Origin of the sequence: Marinobacter litoralis (assembly GCF_003336705.1) — a bacterium.
In the GTDB taxonomy this organism is placed as follows: Bacteria; Pseudomonadota; Gammaproteobacteria; order Pseudomonadales; family Oleiphilaceae; genus Marinobacter; species Marinobacter litoralis.
Window position 1 is genome coordinate 121,171 of record NZ_QMDL01000005.1, and the last position, 16,131, is coordinate 137,301.

10 protein-coding genes are annotated in these 16,131 nt (G+C 55.4%); 8 read left to right on the plus strand and 2 right to left on the minus strand.

Going from position 1 to position 16,131, the window contains the following annotated elements:
• Positions 1 to 29: 29 nt before the first annotated feature.
• The 7 genes from aroK to DOQ08_RS15425 all read left to right on the plus strand — a co-directional run bounded on the left by aroK (position 30) and on the right by DOQ08_RS15425 (position 11,204).
• A complete protein-coding gene (aroK, locus tag DOQ08_RS15395) occupies positions 30 to 620 on the plus strand; it encodes a shikimate kinase AroK (RefSeq protein WP_114335872.1) in 591 nt (196 codons plus the stop codon).
• On the plus strand, positions 601 to 1,677 hold the full coding sequence (gene aroB, locus DOQ08_RS15400) for a 3-dehydroquinate synthase (protein WP_206074880.1): 1,077 nt from the start codon (positions 601 to 603) through the stop codon (positions 1,675 to 1,677). The genes aroK and aroB overlap by 20 nt, the downstream gene beginning before the upstream one ends.
• Positions 1,678 to 1,717: 40 nt before the next feature.
• Positions 1,718 to 3,229, plus strand: a complete 1,512-nt coding sequence (locus tag DOQ08_RS15405; RefSeq protein WP_114335874.1) for an AAA family ATPase — start codon at positions 1,718 to 1,720, stop codon at positions 3,227 to 3,229.
• A 186-nt stretch (positions 3,230 to 3,415) separates the two neighbouring features.
• The gene (gene gltB, locus DOQ08_RS15410) at positions 3,416 to 7,864 is read left to right on the plus strand and encodes a glutamate synthase large subunit (protein ID WP_114335875.1); all 4,449 of its coding nucleotides are present in this window, start codon (positions 3,416 to 3,418) and stop codon (positions 7,862 to 7,864) included.
• A 75-nt stretch (positions 7,865 to 7,939) separates the two neighbouring features.
• Positions 7,940 to 9,358, plus strand: a complete 1,419-nt coding sequence (locus DOQ08_RS15415) for an FAD-dependent oxidoreductase (RefSeq protein WP_114335876.1) — start codon at positions 7,940 to 7,942, stop codon at positions 9,356 to 9,358.
• Positions 9,359 to 9,483: 125 nt separating this feature from the next.
• Positions 9,484 to 10,551: a uroporphyrinogen decarboxylase gene (gene hemE / locus DOQ08_RS15420; RefSeq protein WP_114335877.1), complete on the plus strand. Its 1,068-nt coding sequence runs from the start codon at positions 9,484 to 9,486 to the stop codon at positions 10,549 to 10,551.
• A 284-nt stretch (positions 10,552 to 10,835) separates the two neighbouring features.
• Complete coding sequence (locus tag DOQ08_RS15425) at positions 10,836 to 11,204, plus strand: PilZ domain-containing protein (protein WP_114335878.1); 369 nt, start codon at positions 10,836 to 10,838, stop codon at positions 11,202 to 11,204.
• Positions 11,205 to 11,401: 197 nt separating this feature from the next.
• Here DOQ08_RS15425 and radA read toward each other — a convergent pair whose 3' ends face one another.
• Positions 11,402 to 12,781, minus strand: coding sequence for a DNA repair protein RadA (gene radA, locus DOQ08_RS15430; protein ID WP_114335879.1), 1,380 nt, complete (start codon positions 12,779 to 12,781; stop codon positions 11,402 to 11,404).
• Entirely contained in the window at positions 12,781 to 14,442 is a 1,662-nt protein-coding gene (gene ettA / locus DOQ08_RS15435; RefSeq protein WP_114335880.1) for an energy-dependent translational throttle protein EttA, read from the minus strand. Before ettA ends, radA begins: the two co-directional genes overlap by 1 nt.
• A 395-nt stretch (positions 14,443 to 14,837) precedes the next feature.
• Here ettA and glyA point away from each other — a divergent pair, with 395 nt between their 5' ends.
• Positions 14,838 to 16,091 carry a serine hydroxymethyltransferase gene (gene glyA, locus DOQ08_RS15440; protein ID WP_114335881.1) on the plus strand — a complete coding sequence of 418 codons (1,254 nt, stop codon included), beginning with the start codon at positions 14,838 to 14,840 and terminating at the stop codon, positions 16,089 to 16,091.
• Positions 16,092 to 16,131 lie beyond the last annotated feature (40 nt).

Here is a 16,131-nt window from a genome sequence, read left to right on the forward strand (position 1 = left end):
CCGCCTGAAAAATTGTTGAGCGGAAAGTTATGTCTTTGCCCAAACGCGTTGTTCTGGTTGGGCCCATGGGGGCCGGAAAAAGCACTATCGGCCGTTTGCTTGCCAAAGAACTCGGTTATCGTTTTTTAGATTCGGATCGGGTTATCGAGGAGCGGTGTGGGGCAAACATCCCTTGGATTTTCGATGTCGAAGGCGAGGGCGGCTTCCGGCAAAGAGAAACCGCCATGCTTGACGAGATGACTGTCGAATCGGGCGTAGTGTTAGCGACGGGTGGCGGTGCCGTGATGCGCCCGGAAAACCATCCTTTGTTGCGCAAAAACGCTGTGGTTGTCTATTTGAAGACCTCGATCGAGCAGCAGGTAGAACGGACAAGAAAAGATCGCAATCGTCCTCTCTTACAAAACGATGATCCTGAAGGCGTGTTACGAAAGCTGTTTGCGATCAGAGATCCGTTGTATACCCAGTTAGCCGACATCGTGATGTATACCGACCGAAAAAGCCCCCGGCTTGTGGTTCGGCAATTGGTGAACAGAATCAGCCCTAAAACCCCAAGGCATAGAAGGCAAAGGCGGAAGGAAGGTCGTCAGCATGTACAAGCTACTGAAAGAACTCAAAGTTGATCTTGGTGAGCGCAGCTACCCCATTGTGATTGGGTCGGGGTTGCTGGGTTCTTATGATCTCACGCCCTGGGTGAGTGGCGGTCAGGTCATGATTGTCACCAACGAGACGGTCGCACCGTTGTACCTGGAAAAAGCGAAGGCATGTTTTCCGGGAAAACAGATAGATGTGGTTACACTGCCGGATGGCGAAGAGTATAAAAACTGGCAAACGTTGAATCTTATTTTCGACGGTTTGCTGGAAAAACGTCACACCCGCCACACGACCCTTGCGGCGTTAGGTGGTGGCGTAGTCGGAGACATGGCAGGCTTTGCTGCGGCGTGTTACCAGCGCGGTGTTCCGTTTATTCAGATTCCGACAACCCTGTTGTCACAGGTGGATTCGTCGGTAGGTGGAAAAACCGGCATCAATCATCCTCTTGGAAAGAATATGGTGGGTGCGTTTCATCAGCCGCAAGCCGTTCTGATTGATACCGATACGCTTGGAACCCTGCCCGCCAGAGAAGTGTCTGCGGGTCTGGCGGAGGTGATCAAGTACGGTTTGATTCGCACGCCGGAATTCCTAGATTGGCTCGAAGATAATATTGATGCGTTACGAGCCCTGGACACGCAGGCTTTAGGCGAAGCCATTTACCGCTCCTGTGAATGTAAGGCAGAAGTGGTTTCTTTGGACGAAAAAGAAGGCGGCTTGCGAGCCATTCTTAACCTGGGCCATACCTTCGGGCATGCCATTGAAACCTTTGCCGGCTACGGGAACTGGTTGCACGGTGAGGCGGTGGGTACCGGCATGATGATGGCTGCCGATTTATCTGTGCGCGAAGGGCATATAAGCGAAGCGGACAGAACGCGGGCCGATGCCCTGATCCGAAGTGCAGGTTTGCCAGACAAAGCACCAGAAGGAATGGCAGAAGAGGACTTCCTGAGTCTGATGGCTGTTGATAAGAAAAATGTCGATGGCCAAATCCGTTTGGTATTGATGCGCGCATTGGGCAATGCTTGGGTGACGGCAGACTACGCGCCTGAAAATTTGCGTGCGACCTTGAAAGCGTTTACCAGCTAACCGGTTGTCTACCCAGAAAACAATAAGACAGGGATGAGGTGTGGCTCAGGACACGTTAAACAGCCTTGATGGCGGTGGATTGTTCCCGCGTTTGCAGCAGCGATACGGTTTGAGCGAGAACCCGCTGGAAATGGATACGCCATTCTTTCCCGGGGCGATGCGGCAGCATGCTTTGGAATCGCTGCGCCATCTCAGCGGCTTTGGTGACATGGCGCTGGTTGTGACCGGGGCGCCTGGGGCCGGCAAAACGCGATTGCTGGCCGAGCTGGTTAAGAATGAATCATCGAGGCTCGATTTTCAGTACGTTCCGGCGACAGCCCTGACGAGCGCTTCGGTGTTGGCGCGAGAACTTAAGCGTATGTCCCGCTCGGCTATTCCTGAAGATTTCGAACCTCGAGAAGCGGTATACCGCTATTTTTCATGGTCTGAGAGTCGTGTAGAGCGTGGTCAGCGCCAAGTACTGCTGGTTGATGATGCTGATCGGTGTCCGCCTGACGTTCTGAATCTTATTCTCTCAGCATTCGTTGCCGCGGATCGAACAGCCGCAGCTGTTCCTGTGTTTGCCGGAAGCGAAGCCGTTGAACAGGTTCTTTCATCAGAACCCGATGCGGGATATGTGCACCACCTTGCATTGCCGCCACTGGCTGCAGAAGACGTTTTTGCGTATCTGGAGCCTCGCGTTATTAAAGCGGGCGGTTCTGTAGACGAGTTGCTCTCTTCTTATCGGTTAAAGCAAATTCATGCTCTGAGTCAGGGTAGCTTTGGCCGATTAAAACGGGTAACCCCGGGTGTGTGGCTTGACATGGTCGCGGGCGCTCAAGGCGTGTCCCGTTTTAACTTCCCGTCGATCCAAAGCTTTCGTTGGCCTGCACTCGCTTTGTTATTGCTTGGTATTTCCTGGTGGCTCGTTTCTTTGCAATACGATCAAACGGTTGAAAAACTGCCAGAGGCTACTGCCGCACCTGAGCGTGTGCGTAAAAGCATTACGATTGGGCCGGACTCGGCACCAATGGAAGATAAAAGCCCTGTGATTGCCTATAACCAGGAAGTGTCACTTCCTCCTGAGCGTGAGCTTCCCGAGGAAGACGTGCCTAAAACACGCGAATTGGAGCAGCCTGTTGCTCTAGACTCTGCGCCAGAACCCGCGAACATTATAGAAGAGCCAGAGCCAGAGCCAGAGCCAGAGCCAGAGCCAGAGCCAGAGCCAGAGCCAGAGCCAGAGCCAGAGCCAGAGCCAGAGCCAGAGCCAGAGCCAACCTTTACTCCTGTGATGGCGGAGCGGTTTGTTGCGCTGGATCGCCTTAAAAAAAACCAGGGCTGGACGCTTCAGCTGGTCGCCGGACGTTTGGAGCAAACCGTACTGAATGTGCTTGGCCGGCTGCCGGGCGACCAAAATATGCGATATACCGTCGGCGAGCGTGACGGCAAACCGTGGTTTATGTTGGTGTACGGAAATTACGCGACCCGGAAAGACGCGGAATCTGCCGCTGCGACCCTTCCTGATGCATTAAAGGTGGATCGGCCTTGGATTCGCTCCTTTGAGAGCTTCTGATACTAAAAAGTGCACCTATATGGTGCACGACTTCCGTCGGTATGACGAAAAATTCAAAAAATTCTTGCCTGCCCTTTTTTTGTACGTATAATCCCTTCCCCCTTTTTTAAAGTGTTAGCTCATTTTGTGCACTACAGTGGTGCGAGATGGGGTGACGGGAACGGATTTTTACGTGAGAGAACGCTTATGACGACAGGCTTGTATCATCCCGATGAATTCAGGGACAACTGCGGTTTTGGCCTGATAGCCCACATGAAGGGCGAGGTTAGCCATAAGCTGTTGGAAACAGCTATCGAATCACTCACCTGCATGACGCACCGGGGAGGCATCGCTGCCGACGGGAAGACCGGTGATGGTTGTGGTCTGCTGTTGCAGAGCCCCAAGGCCTTCTTGGTTAAAGCTGCTGAAGCAGCGTTTGGAAAAAAACCTGGCGACTTATTTGCAGTTGGCCAGGTTTTTTTAGCTCAAGAGGAAGGCAGGGCTGCGGCTGGTCGTGCTGCGATTGAGCAAAGGCTGACCGAGCAAGGGCTCGATATCATGGGTTGGCGCGAAGTGCCTGTCGATGACAGCTGCCTGGGGCCCATGGCAAAAGACTGCTTGCCTCGCATCGAACAGGTATTTGTTGAGCCTGGCGACAAAACTGAGAAAGAATTTGCGATCAGTCTGTTCCTTGGTCGTCGTTATGCCGAGCGCGATATGGCTGACGATTCCGAGTTTTACATCTGTAGCCTTTCGCATCGTACCTTGGCCTATAAAGGCCTGATGATGCCGGCCGATTTGGCCAACTTCTATAAAGATTTGGGTGACCCGGATCTGGAAACCGCTATTTGTGTGTTCCACCAGCGCTTTTCCACCAACACCATGCCCAAGTGGCCGCTGGCTCAGCCGTTCCGCTATCTTGCCCACAACGGTGAAATCAACACGGTTGATGGCAATCGGAACTGGGCGATCGCCCGTGCGGCGAAGTTCAGCTCGCCGGATCTGCCGGACCTGCAAACCTTGCAGCCTTTGGTCAACCTGACCGGGTCTGACTCCTCCAGCATGGATAACATGTTGGAAATCCTGCTGGCCGGTGGTGTTGACCTGTTCCGAGCCGTGCGAATGATGATCCCGCCGGCCTGGCAGAACGTTGACACCATGGATTCGGATCTGCGTGCTTTCTATGAATACAACTCCATGCACATGGAGCCGTGGGATGGCCCCGCGGGCTTGGTTATGTCTGACGGTCGCTATGCGCTTTGTATGCTGGACCGGAACGGCTTGCGCCCGGCACGTTGGGTGATCACCAAGGATGACTTCATTACTTTGGCATCGGAAGTGGGTACCTACGACTACGCGCCTTCTGACGTTGTGGCCAAAGGCCGGGTTGGTCCGGGCCAGATGTTGGCTATCGATACCGAAACGGGCGAGGTTCTGCACACACCCGATATCGATGAGCGTTTGAAAAACGCCCGGCCGTACCGGAGTTGGTTGAAAGAAAACGCCCTGAGAGTTGAGTCCACACTTTACCAAGAGTCGCCGGAATTCAAATTGATGGAACCGGACGAGCTGTTGGTGCACCAGAAGATGTTTAACGTCTCCTTCGAGGAGCGTGATCAGGTGCTGCGTCCGCTCGCTGAGGGTGCTCAGGAAGCGGTTGGCTCCATGGGCGACGACACGCCGATGGCGGTGCTTTCAAGCAAGGTTCGACACGTAGCGGATTATTTCCGTCAAAAATTCGCACAGGTCACGAACCCGCCGATTGACCCGCTGCGTGAGACGATCGTTATGTCGCTCGAAACCTGTTTGGGCGCTGAGCGAAACGTTTTTGAAGAAACCGCTGAGCACGCGGATCGGGTTATTCTGACAACGCCGGTCCTGTCGCCGGCTAAGTTCCTCAGATTGACCAATAACCAGCGCCCCGGTTTTGAAGTTGGTCGTGTAGCTTTGAGCTACCGCCCGGAAGAAGGCTTGGAGCAGGCCATCGTTCGCGTATGCGAAGAATCCGCGGCGGCGGTTCGTGATGGCAAAGTACTGCTGATTCTGAGCGATAAGGATCTGGTGGAAGGTGAGCTGCCAGTGAACGCACTGATGGCCACGGCTGCGGTTCATCACCACCTGTCAGCGAACGGTTTGCGTTGCGATACCAACCTCATCGTTGAAAGTGGTTGGGTGCGCGACCCGCATCATTTCGCCGTGTTATTTGGCTTTGGCGCGACAGCCGTTTACCCGTACCTGGCTTATCAGGTGATGAACGATCTGATCCGCACCGGTGAGCTGATGATGGATCCGCTCGAAGCCAAGAACAATTATCGTAAGGGTATCAACAAAGGCCTGCTGAAGATCCTGTCCAAGATGGGTATCTCCACCATCGCTTCCTACCGCGGTGCTCAATTGTTTGAGGCCATTGGTCTGGCGGATAACGTGGTTGATCTGTGCTTCAAGGGAGTGCCCAGCCGAATTCAGGGTGCCGATTTTGGCGACTTCCAGCAGGATCAGGAACTGCTTGCATCGGTTGCCTGGAAACCCCGTAAACCGCTGTCCCCCGGTGGTGTGCTGAAGTACATCCACGGCCAGGAATATCATGCGTTCAACCCAGACGTAGTGGGCAAGCTCCAGGATGCGGTTATCAGTGGTGACTACGGTCACTACAAGGAATACGCGAGCTTGGTTAATGAGCGCCCAGTCGCAACGTTGCGTGACTTGCTGGTGTTCAAAGACGGCATTCAGCCTATCGATATCAGTGATGTTGAACCGGTAGAAAACATCTTCCCGCGCTTTGATTCGGCGGCCATGTCGCTGGGCGCGCTGTCTCCGGAAGCTCACGAGGCTCTGGCGGTGGCGATGAATACCCTGGGCGGTCGCTCCAACTCCGGTGAGGGCGGTGAAGATCCTGCGCGCTATGGCACGAACAAGCGTTCCAAGATTAAACAGGTTGCCTCCGGCCGTTTCGGCGTGACCGCTGAATACCTACGCAGTGCAGATGTAATGCAGATCAAAGTCGCTCAGGGCGCCAAGCCGGGTGAAGGTGGTCAGTTGCCGGGCGGTAAGGTGAACGACCTGATTGCTCGTCTGCGGTATTCGGTGCCAGGTGTGACATTGATTTCGCCGCCGCCGCATCACGACATTTATTCCATTGAAGATTTGGCTCAGCTGATCTTCGATCTGAAGCAGGTTAATCCGGAAGCGTTGGTTTCTGTGAAGCTTGTGTCGGAGCCGGGTGTCGGCACCATCGCAGCCGGTGTGGCCAAAGCCTATGCTGACCTGATTACGGTGTCTGGTTATGACGGTGGTACTGCGGCCAGCCCGCTGACCTCGATTCGTTACGCCGGTTCCCCTTGGGAGCTCGGTTTGACCGAAACACAGCAAGCTCTGCGTGCTAACGACCTGCGTGGCAAGATTCGTCTGCAAACAGATGGTGGCATAAAAACCGGACTGGACGTGGTGAAAGCGGCCATTCTGGGTGCGGAAAGCTTCGGTTTTGGTACCACGCCAATGGTCGCGCTGGGCTGTAAGTACCTGCGCATTTGTCACTTGAACAACTGCGCGACGGGTGTTGCGACTCAGAACGACTATCTGCGCGAGGAGCACTTCAAGGGCACCGTCGAAATGGCGATGAACTTCTTCCGCTTTGTCGCGGAAGAAACCCGCGAGTGGATGGCCAAGCTGGGTGTTCGCAGCATGGAAGAGTTGGTGGGCCGTGTTGATCTGCTCGAGCGCTTGCCGGGCAATACCGAGCGTCAGAAGAAGCTCGACTTGACCCGTTTGCTGGAAAACGACCATATCCCGGCAGACAAGCCTCAAACCTGTCAGGTAGAGCGCAACGTACCGTTTGACCAAGGTAAATTGGCTGAGCGGATCGTGAAAGACACAGCTGCCGCTCTGAACGAAAAATCGGGTGGCGCCTGGACCTACAAGGTGACCAACTGTGACCGTTCTATCGGTGCCCGTTTGTCCGGTGAAATTGCCGCTCGGTACGGGAACAAGGGCATGTCGGATGCTCCGATCACCCTCGACCTGACAGGCACAGCCGGTCAGAGCTTCGGTGTTTGGAACGTTGGTGGCCTGAACATGGTTCTGCACGGCGATGCCAACGATTACGTGGGCAAAGGCATGACCGGTGGCAAACTGGTTATTAAGCCGCCTCGTGGCAGTGCTTTCAAAACTCAGGAAACGTCTATCGTAGGTAACACCTGCTTGTACGGCGCAACCGGAGGTAAGTTGTTTGCCGCCGGTACAGCAGGCGAGCGTTTTGCGGTTCGTAACTCAGGCGCTCATGCGGTTGTGGAAGGCGCCGGCGATCACTGCTGTGAATACATGACCGGCGGTTTGGTGACGGTTCTGGGCGAAACTGGCTACAACTTCGGTGCGGGTATGACCGGTGGTTTCGCCTACGTTCTGGACATGGATAACACCTTTGTCGATAAGTACAACCATGAGTTGGTTGAGATTCAGCGTATTGCGCGGGAAGACATGGAAGCCTACCGGAACCACCTGCGCGGTGTGATTCGGGAGCACATTTCCGAAACCGGGAGTGCCTGGGCTGAACATCTTCTGGAGGATTTCGACGATTACATCAACCGGTTCTGGCTGGTTAAGCCGAAGGCCGCGAATTTGCGCAGCCTGTTGGCCAGCACCCGAGCCCGCCCGGAGTAATCACCGGGGAAACTGTAAGTTGGGCTGCGCCGCAAGCGCAGCCCGCGTCGAAATCGAAAGTATGAGAGCAACACTATGAAAGAACGTCTTCATAATGACTTCCAGTTCGTCGAAGTAGGGCGGGTTGACCCGAAGAAAGTCCCGGCGAAAAAGCGGAAGAAAGAATTCGGTGAAATCTATCATCCATTCACTGAAACCCATGCGGCCTCTCAGGCACATCGTTGTCTGGAGTGTGGTAACCCGTACTGCGAGTGGAAATGCCCGGTACACAACTACATTCCGAACTGGCTGAAGCTGGTGTCGGAAGGCAACATCATGAAAGCTGTGGAGTTGTGCCACCAGACCAACTCGCTGCCTGAAGTGTGTGGCCGTGTGTGCCCCCAGGATCGTCTGTGCGAAGGTGCCTGTACTCTGAACGACGGCTTTGGGGCAGTGACCATTGGTTCGGTAGAAAAGTACATCACCGACACCGCTTTTGCCTTGGGTTGGAAGCCGGACATGTCCAAGGTGACATGGACAGACAAAAAGGTTGCCGTGATCGGTGCTGGCCCTGCGGGTCTTGGCTGCGCCGACGTGCTGGTGCGTAACGGTGTGAAGCCTGTGGTGTTCGATATCTATCCGGAAATCGGCGGGCTACTGACCTTTGGTATTCCAGAGTTCAAGCTGGAAAAGAGTGTGATGGCTCGCCGCCGTCAGGTGTTCGAAGAGATGGGCATGGAATTCCGCCTGAACACCGAGGTGGGCAAGGATGTTTCGTTGAAGAGCATTCTGGAAGAGTTCGATGCTGTATTCATGGGCATGGGCACCTACACCTACATGAAAGGTGGTTTCCCGGGTGAGGATCTGCCGGGTGTTCATGATGCACTTCCGTACCTGATCTCCAACGTGAATCGCCGACTGGGCTTCGAGAAGAAGTCTGCCGATTTCATTGATATGAAAGGCAAGCATGTGGTGGTTCTGGGTGGTGGTGACACCGCTATGGACTGCAACCGTACCTCTATTCGCCAGCAGGCGGAAAGCGTGACCTGTGCCTATCGTCGGGACGAAGCCAACATGCCAGGTTCCCGCCGCGAAGTGGCGAACGCCAAAGAAGAGGGCGTGAAGTTCCTGTTCAATCGCCAGCCGGTGGAAATCGTTGGTGATGGCAAGGTTGAAGGCGTCAAAGTGGTCACCACGGAGCTTGGCGCGCCGGATGAAAATGGCCGTCGTCGCCCGGAAGTTGTGCCCGGTAGTGAAGAAGTGATTCCGGCTGACGCAGTGCTGGTCGCCTTCGGCTTCCGCCCGAGCCCGGCACCCTGGTTTGAAGACCTTGGCGTGAATACCGATGAATCCGGTCGGGTAACAGCACCAGAGAAAGCTGAACTTCCGTTCCAGACCAGCAACCCGAAGATCTTCGCTGGCGGCGATATGGTTCGCGGTTCGGATCTGGTGGTCACTGCGATTTGGGAAGGTCGACAGGCAGCCGAAGGCATCATGGATTACCTGGATGTCTGAGTAAAAGCTTGATCGGTGTCAGAAGGGCGGCTTTCTAAGGGAAAGCCGCCCTTTTTTATTGGCGCAAACGGGGTATCATTGGCACCCATTGTCTCTGACCCATAAACGATGAGAAGACTGAAACTATGACTGAGTTGAAGAACGATCGCTTCCTGCGCGCACTGATGCGCCAGCCTGTGGACCGTACCCCGGTGTGGATGATGCGTCAGGCGGGCCGTTACCTGCCGGAGTACCGCGCAACCCGGGCTCAGGCGGGTGACTTCCTCAGTCTGTGCAAGAACACGCCGTTGGCCTGCGAAGTCACACTGCAGCCACTGGAGCGCTACCCGCTGGATGCGGCGATTTTGTTCTCCGATATCCTGACCATTCCCGATGCGTTGGGCCTTGGTCTGTACTTCGAAACGGGCGAAGGTCCGAAGTTCCGCAAAGTTATCCGCACGGAAGCCGACGTAGACGCGCTGCCAAACATCAAGGCCGAGTCTGATCTGGATTACGTGATGAACGCGGTATCCACTATTCGCCGTGAGCTGAATGGTCGCGTTCCGTTGATCGGTTTCTCCGGTAGCCCGTGGACACTGGCGACTTACATGGTAGAAGGTGGTTCCTCCAAGGACTTCCGTGAAACCAAGAAGTTGGCGTACGGTCAGCCGGAAGTGATGCATCGTTTGCTGGACCACTTGGCGGATTCGGTGATTGACTACCTGAACGGCCAGATTAAAGCCGGTGCGCAGGCGGTTCAGATCTTTGATACCTGGGGTGGTGTGCTTAGCGGTTGGGCTTATGAAGAGTTCTCGCTGCGTTACATGAAGAAGATCGTAGACGGTTTGATTCGTGAAAACGAAGGTCGCCGGGTGCCGGTGATCCTGTTCACCAAGAACGGTGGTCAGTGGCTGGAGTCGATTGCCGACACGGGTTGTGATGCGGTTGGTCTGGACTGGACTACGGATATTGGCAACGCTCGTGCACGAGTGGGTGATCGGGTTGCTCTGCAGGGCAACATGGACCCGACGATGTTGTATGCGCCTAAGCAGCGTATCCGTGAGGAGGTGGAAGATATTCTGTCTCGTTACGGGCAGGGCACCGGGCACATCTTCAACTTGGGCCACGGTATTACGCCTGAGGTGGATCCGGAGCATGCGGGTGCGTTCATTGAGGCGGTTGTTGAGCTGAGTGCCAAGTATCATCAGCAGTAATTGAAGTTTGAAGTTTTTCGTCCGCTAGCCTTTTACTTGGGAGTTTGTAAGGTGGCGGGCGGGCCTCCGAAAAACCGCTACAAGCACATCCGTGTGCGCTTCTCTCCGGCCATCCGTGGCCTCCGAAATTTTTCGGAGGCCCGCCCGCCACCTTACTTGCCGTACTCCTCGTTATCCTGAACAAAGTCTTTTGATGTTGAACTGCCCGTCTCGAAGACGGTTGGCTTACAGTTTGTGTCCGGTCTATAGTCATAGCAGATCTATTCAAGACTCGGAGACATCCCTTGGCTGCCCAGAATCCCGAAAATCGCCGTTTCCACCGTATTAGCTTTGATGCTCCCTGTGAGCTGCATTGGCAGGAACAGGTGTGGTCAACGGAAGTGTTGGATATCTCCCTCAAAGGGGCGCTTGTTGAGCGGCCAGAAGGCTGGGGCGTGCCAATCGGTGAGCCCTGTGAGCTTGTTATACAGCTGAACGGCCACGAGGCCGGTATTGTTATGGCGGTGGAGTTGGTGCACGTTGAAGGGCATCGTCTGGGCTTTAAGTGCCAGTACATCGATATCGAAAGCGCAACGCATTTGAGGCGGTTGGTGGAGTTGAATCTGGGCGATCCGGATTTGTTAGAGCGAGAGTTAGCGCATCTAATTGACTAGAGGATGCGCGCTGAATGTTTTTTGAGCGTATATTTCCGAGGTCAGGTTGGTTCGCGCAGGGATAGCTTTCCAAAAATGTCGTAGGCCATGGATGGCCGAAGAGAAGCGCACATGGATGTGCTCGTAGCGGTTTTTGGAAAGCTATCCCTGTGCGAGCCTTGCACCAAAGTCTGCAGGCTAGGCTGGAGGGGGGTAGATTAAAACTCCTCCAGCGCCGAAAGAGCATCCGATAGTTTGGTCACCGGAATAACTTTCATCCCCTCGATAGGCTTACGCGGTGCATTGGCTTTCGGAACCAATGCTCGGGTGAATCCATGCTTGGAAGCCTCGTAAATCCGCTCTTGCCCACTGGGCACAGGACGAATCTCACCGGAAAGGCCGACTTCCCCGAAAATCACCAAATCCTGCGGCAAAGCACGGTTCCGGAAGGATGAAACAACCGCAGCCAGCAATGCCAAATCGGCACTGGTTTCAGCAACTTTCACCCCGCCAACCACGTTCACAAACACATCCTGATCCGCCACATGCATACCACCATGACGGTGCAGAACCGCTAACAACATCGCCAAACGATTTTGATCCAAACCAACCGCAACCCGTCTTGGGTAACTGCCCTGAGCCATATCCACCAATGCCTGAATCTCCACCAGCATCGGCCGAGTGCCTTCCCAAACCACCATTACCACACTGCCCGGAGCCGCTTCTTCGCCGCGGTTCAGGAAGATGGCGCTGGGGTTTTTTACCTCTTTCAGGCCCTGTTCCAGCATCGCGAAAACGCCCAGCTCATTTACCGCACCAAAACGGTTCTTGATGCCCCGTAGGGTGCGGTATCGGCTGTCGCTGGAGCCTTCCAGCAGGATCGAGCAGTCGATCATGTGTTCCAGCACTTTCGGGCCGGCCAGGCTGCCGTCTTTGGTGACATGGCCAACCAAAAACAAGATGGTGCCGGTCTGCTTGGCGAAGCGGGTCAGGTAAGCGGCGCTTTCACGCACTTGCGAGACAGAGCCCGGCGCGGACTCAATGTCCGCAACGTGCATCACCTGAATACTGTCCACCACCAGAATGCGCGGTTTTTCAGCTTCGGCTACCTGCATGAGCCGCTCGACACTGGTTTCCGAGAGCATTTTCAGGTCTTTGGTGGGCAAGCCGAGGCGCTTGGCGCGCATGGCAACCTGTTGCAGCGATTCCTCGCCGGTCACGTACAGGGCAGGGTGCTGGGCTGCCAGTTGGCACACGGCCTGGAGCAACAAAGTGCTCTTGCCAGCGCCCGGGTGACCGCCCATCAGCACGGCCGAGCCTTCGATCAGGCCGCCACCGAGCACGCGGTCAAACTCCTGCATGCCGGTGCTGATGCGGGCCTGTTCAGCAAGACTGACCTCGTCAAGGCTTTTAACCTCCGACAAGCTGCCCGCGTACCCCTCGAAACGAACGCCTCGAGCGCCTTTGGTGTTGTTGCCGGAGATGCCGCGTACTTCGCTGACGGTGTTCCAGGCTTGGCAGGCCGTGCACTGCCCCTGCCATTTGGAGTAATCAGCGCCGCACTCGGTGCAGACGTACGCGGTTTTGGCTTTGGCCATTACGCCAGCTTCTTGTACTTCATGCGCTTGGGCTGCATTGCAGAATCGCCCTTACGCTTCTTGAAGTCGGCGTCGTATTCCGTGAAGTTTCCGTCAAAATAGACCACTTCCCCGTCGTCTTCGAACGCCAGAATGTGGGTTGCCACACGGTCCAGGAACCAACGGTCGTGCGAGATCACCAGCGCAGAGCCCGGGAAGTTCAGCAATGCTTCTTCCAGCGCGCGCAGGGTTTCTACGTCGAGGTCGTTGGTGGGTTCGTCCAACAGCAATACGTTGCCGCCCTGTTTTAGCAGCTTGGCAAGGTGCAGGCGGTTACGTTCACCACCGGACAGATCACCAACACGTTTTTGCTGGTCGGTGCCCTTAAAGTTAAAGCGGCCGACGTAAGCGCGAGACGGGGTCTCGTAGTTGCCGACTTTGATGATGTCGTTGCCGTCAGACAGCTCTTCCCAAACGGTCTTGCTGCCGTCCAGATCGCGCATCTGATCGACATACGCAAGTTCAACGGTCTCGCCAACGGTGATGGTGCCGGAGTTCGGCTGGTCCATGCCGGCGATCATTTTGAACAGAGTGGACTTACCGGCGCCGTTACCACCGATGATGCCTACAATGGCTCCGGGAGGCACGGTCAGTGAAACGTCTTCGTACAGCAGGCGGTCGCCAAAGGCTTTGCTGATGCCTTCAATTTCAATCACCTTGTCGCCCAGACGCGGTCCGGGCGGGATGTACAGTTCGTTGGTTTCGTTGCGCTTCTGGAACTCTTGAGAGCTCATTTCCTCGAAGCGAGACAGACGGGCCTTGCTCTTGGACTGACGGCCTTTCGCATTCGAGCGAACCCACTCCAGTTCTTGTTTAACAGCCTTCTGGTGAGCCGCTTCCTGTTTGGATTCCATCTCCAGACGCTTTTCTTTGTTTTCCAGCCACTGGCTGTAGTTGCCTTCAAACGGAATGCCTTGGCCGCGGTCCAGCTCGAGAATCCAGCCCGCAACGTTGTCCAGGAAGTAACGGTCGTGGGTAATCGCAACCACGGTGCCTTCGTAATCGTGCAGGAAGCGCTCCAGCCAGGCGACGGACTCTGCGTCCAGGTGGTTCGTCGGCTCGTCGAGCAGCAGCATGTCCGGGCCGGAAAGCAGCAAGCGGCATAGGGCAACTCGGCGGCGCTCACCACCGGACAGAACTTTTACTTTCTGATCCCAAGCCGGAAGGCGCAGTGCGTCGGCGGCGACTTCCATCTTGCGTTCGATGTCGTGGCCGTCGGTGGCCTGGATAATCGCTTCCAGTTGCCCTTGCTTTTTGGCCAGTTCGTCAAAGTCGGCGTCGGGCTCGGCGTAAGCGGCGTACACCTGATCAAGCTCGGCTAGCGCGTTGTGTACGTGGGCAACGGACTCGTCCACAATTTCTTTGACGGTTTTCTCTTCGTCCAGTTCGGGTTCCTGCGGCAGGTAGCCAACATTGATGCCGGGCTGCGGACGGGCTTCACCGATGTAATCCTGGTCAACGCCAGCCATGATGCGGAGCAGGGTAGATTTACCTGAGCCGTTCAGGCCGAGTACGCCAATTTTGGCGCCCGGGAAGAAGCTTAGAGAAATGTCTTTCAGGATTTCCCGCTTGGGGGGGACTACTTTGCCCACGCGGTTCATGCTGTATACGTATTGAGCCATTTTGGCATATTCCTTTTAACAAACAGTAGCTTGAAAAATGAAAGCACGTCAGGCGACTGATCGAGGACTTCGGGGAGAGCGATCCGGGATCGTCAAAATCAGGGATGATTTTGTCGAGCGTACTGGGACGTATTCACAGCGCATCCCGGATCGCTCTCCCCGAAGGCCGATACCACGGACGTCGGTACCTGAGAACAATAACCACGTAAGGTATCTAAAGCGTTGAGTGATAGCAATTGAGTGGAAACCTGGATTGCCGGCGTGTCGGTATCTGCGGACGGTATAAAGGATGATTTTTGACCCGCATTCGAGATAGAATGACGGCCCAATTTTTCAGGGGTTGCGGCATACACAAGGGTAAGCCGGACCAGCCATTCAGACAGGGGCAGCACTCCATGTTTAATCGTGATATGAAAATCGCCGGTTTCGATGACGAACTGTTGAACGCCATGCAGGCGGAAGAAAAGCGTCAGGAAGCGCACATCGAACTGATCGCGTCCGAAAACTACACCAGCCCTCGGGTGATGGAAGCTCAGGGCAGTGTGCTGACCAACAAGTACGCCGAAGGTTACCCCGGTAAGCGTTACTATGGTGGTTGTGAGTTTGTGGACGTGGCTGAGCAGCTGGCGATTGATCGCGCCAAAGAACTGTTCGGTGCTGCTTATGCCAACGTACAACCGCACTCTGGTTCTCAGGCCAACTCTGCCGTGTTCATGGCACTGGTACAGCCGGGCGATACCGTTTTGGGCATGAGCCTGGCCCACGGTGGTCACCTGACTCACGGTGCCAGCGTGAACTTCTCCGGTAAGATCTACAATGCCGTACAGTACGGCCTGAATCCGGAAACTGGCCTGATCGATTACGATGAAGTGGAAGCTCTGGCGGTTGAGCACAAGCCGAAGATGATCATTGCTGGCTTCTCTGCCTACTCTCAGGAACTGGACTTTGCCCGCTTCCGTGAGATCGCAGACAAAGTAGGCGCATACCTGTTTGTCGATATGGCGCACGTAGCTGGCTTGGTAGCAGCAGGCGTATACCCGGACCCGGTTCCTCACGCTCACGTAGTGACCACCACCACTCACAAGACTCTGCGCGGCCCTCGTGGCGGCCTGATTCTGGCCTGTGACGACGAAGCCCTGCAGAAGAAACTGAACTCGGCCGTATTCCCGGGTGGTCAGGGTGGGCCTTTGATGCACGTGATTGCCGCTAAGGCCATCTGCTTCAAAGAAGCCATGAGCGACGAATTTAAAGCTTACCAGCAGCAGGTTGTGAAGAACGCTGTAGCGATGGCCGATGTGTTCATTGAGCGCGGTTACGATGTGATCTCCGGCGGCACCAAGAACCACTTGTTCCTGGTTAGCCTGATCAAGCAGGACATCACCGGTAAAGATGCGGATGCGGCTCTGGGCCGTGCTCACATCACTGTGAACAAGAACGCGGTTCCGAATGATCCTCGTTCGCCGTTCGTAACCTCTGGTTTGCGTGTGGGTACTCCGGCTGTGACCACTCGTGGTTTCGGTGAGCAAGAGTGTCGTGATCTCGCCGGCTGGATGTGCGACATCCTCGACAACCTTGAAGACGAAGCAACCATCAACCGTGTGCGCGAGCAGGTTGAAGCGGTATGCGCGCGTTTCCCGGTTTACGCCTGAGTTGCACTGTGTGAGTCGCCCGAGAGCCCTTGACGGGTAC

Bases quoted from the DNA above. Each gene is read 5' to 3' on its own strand.
- hemE (WP_114335877.1), top strand. From the start codon at position 9,484: ATGACTGAGTTGAAGAACGATCGCTTCCTGCGCGCACTGATGCGCCAG.
- DOQ08_RS15415 (WP_114335876.1), top strand. From the start codon at position 7,940: ATGAAAGAACGTCTTCATAATGACTTCCAGTTCGTCGAAGTAGGGCGG.
- glyA (WP_114335881.1), top strand. From the start codon at position 14,838: ATGTTTAATCGTGATATGAAAATCGCCGGTTTCGATGACGAACTGTTG.
- aroK (WP_114335872.1), top strand. From the start codon at position 30: ATGTCTTTGCCCAAACGCGTTGTTCTGGTTGGGCCCATGGGGGCCGGA.
- radA (WP_114335879.1), bottom strand. From the start codon at position 12,781: ATGGCCAAAGCCAAAACCGCGTACGTCTGCACCGAGTGCGGCGCTGAT.
- gltB (WP_114335875.1), top strand. From the start codon at position 3,416: ATGACGACAGGCTTGTATCATCCCGATGAATTCAGGGACAACTGCGGT.
- ettA (WP_114335880.1), bottom strand. From the start codon at position 14,442: ATGGCTCAATACGTATACAGCATGAACCGCGTGGGCAAAGTAGTCCCC.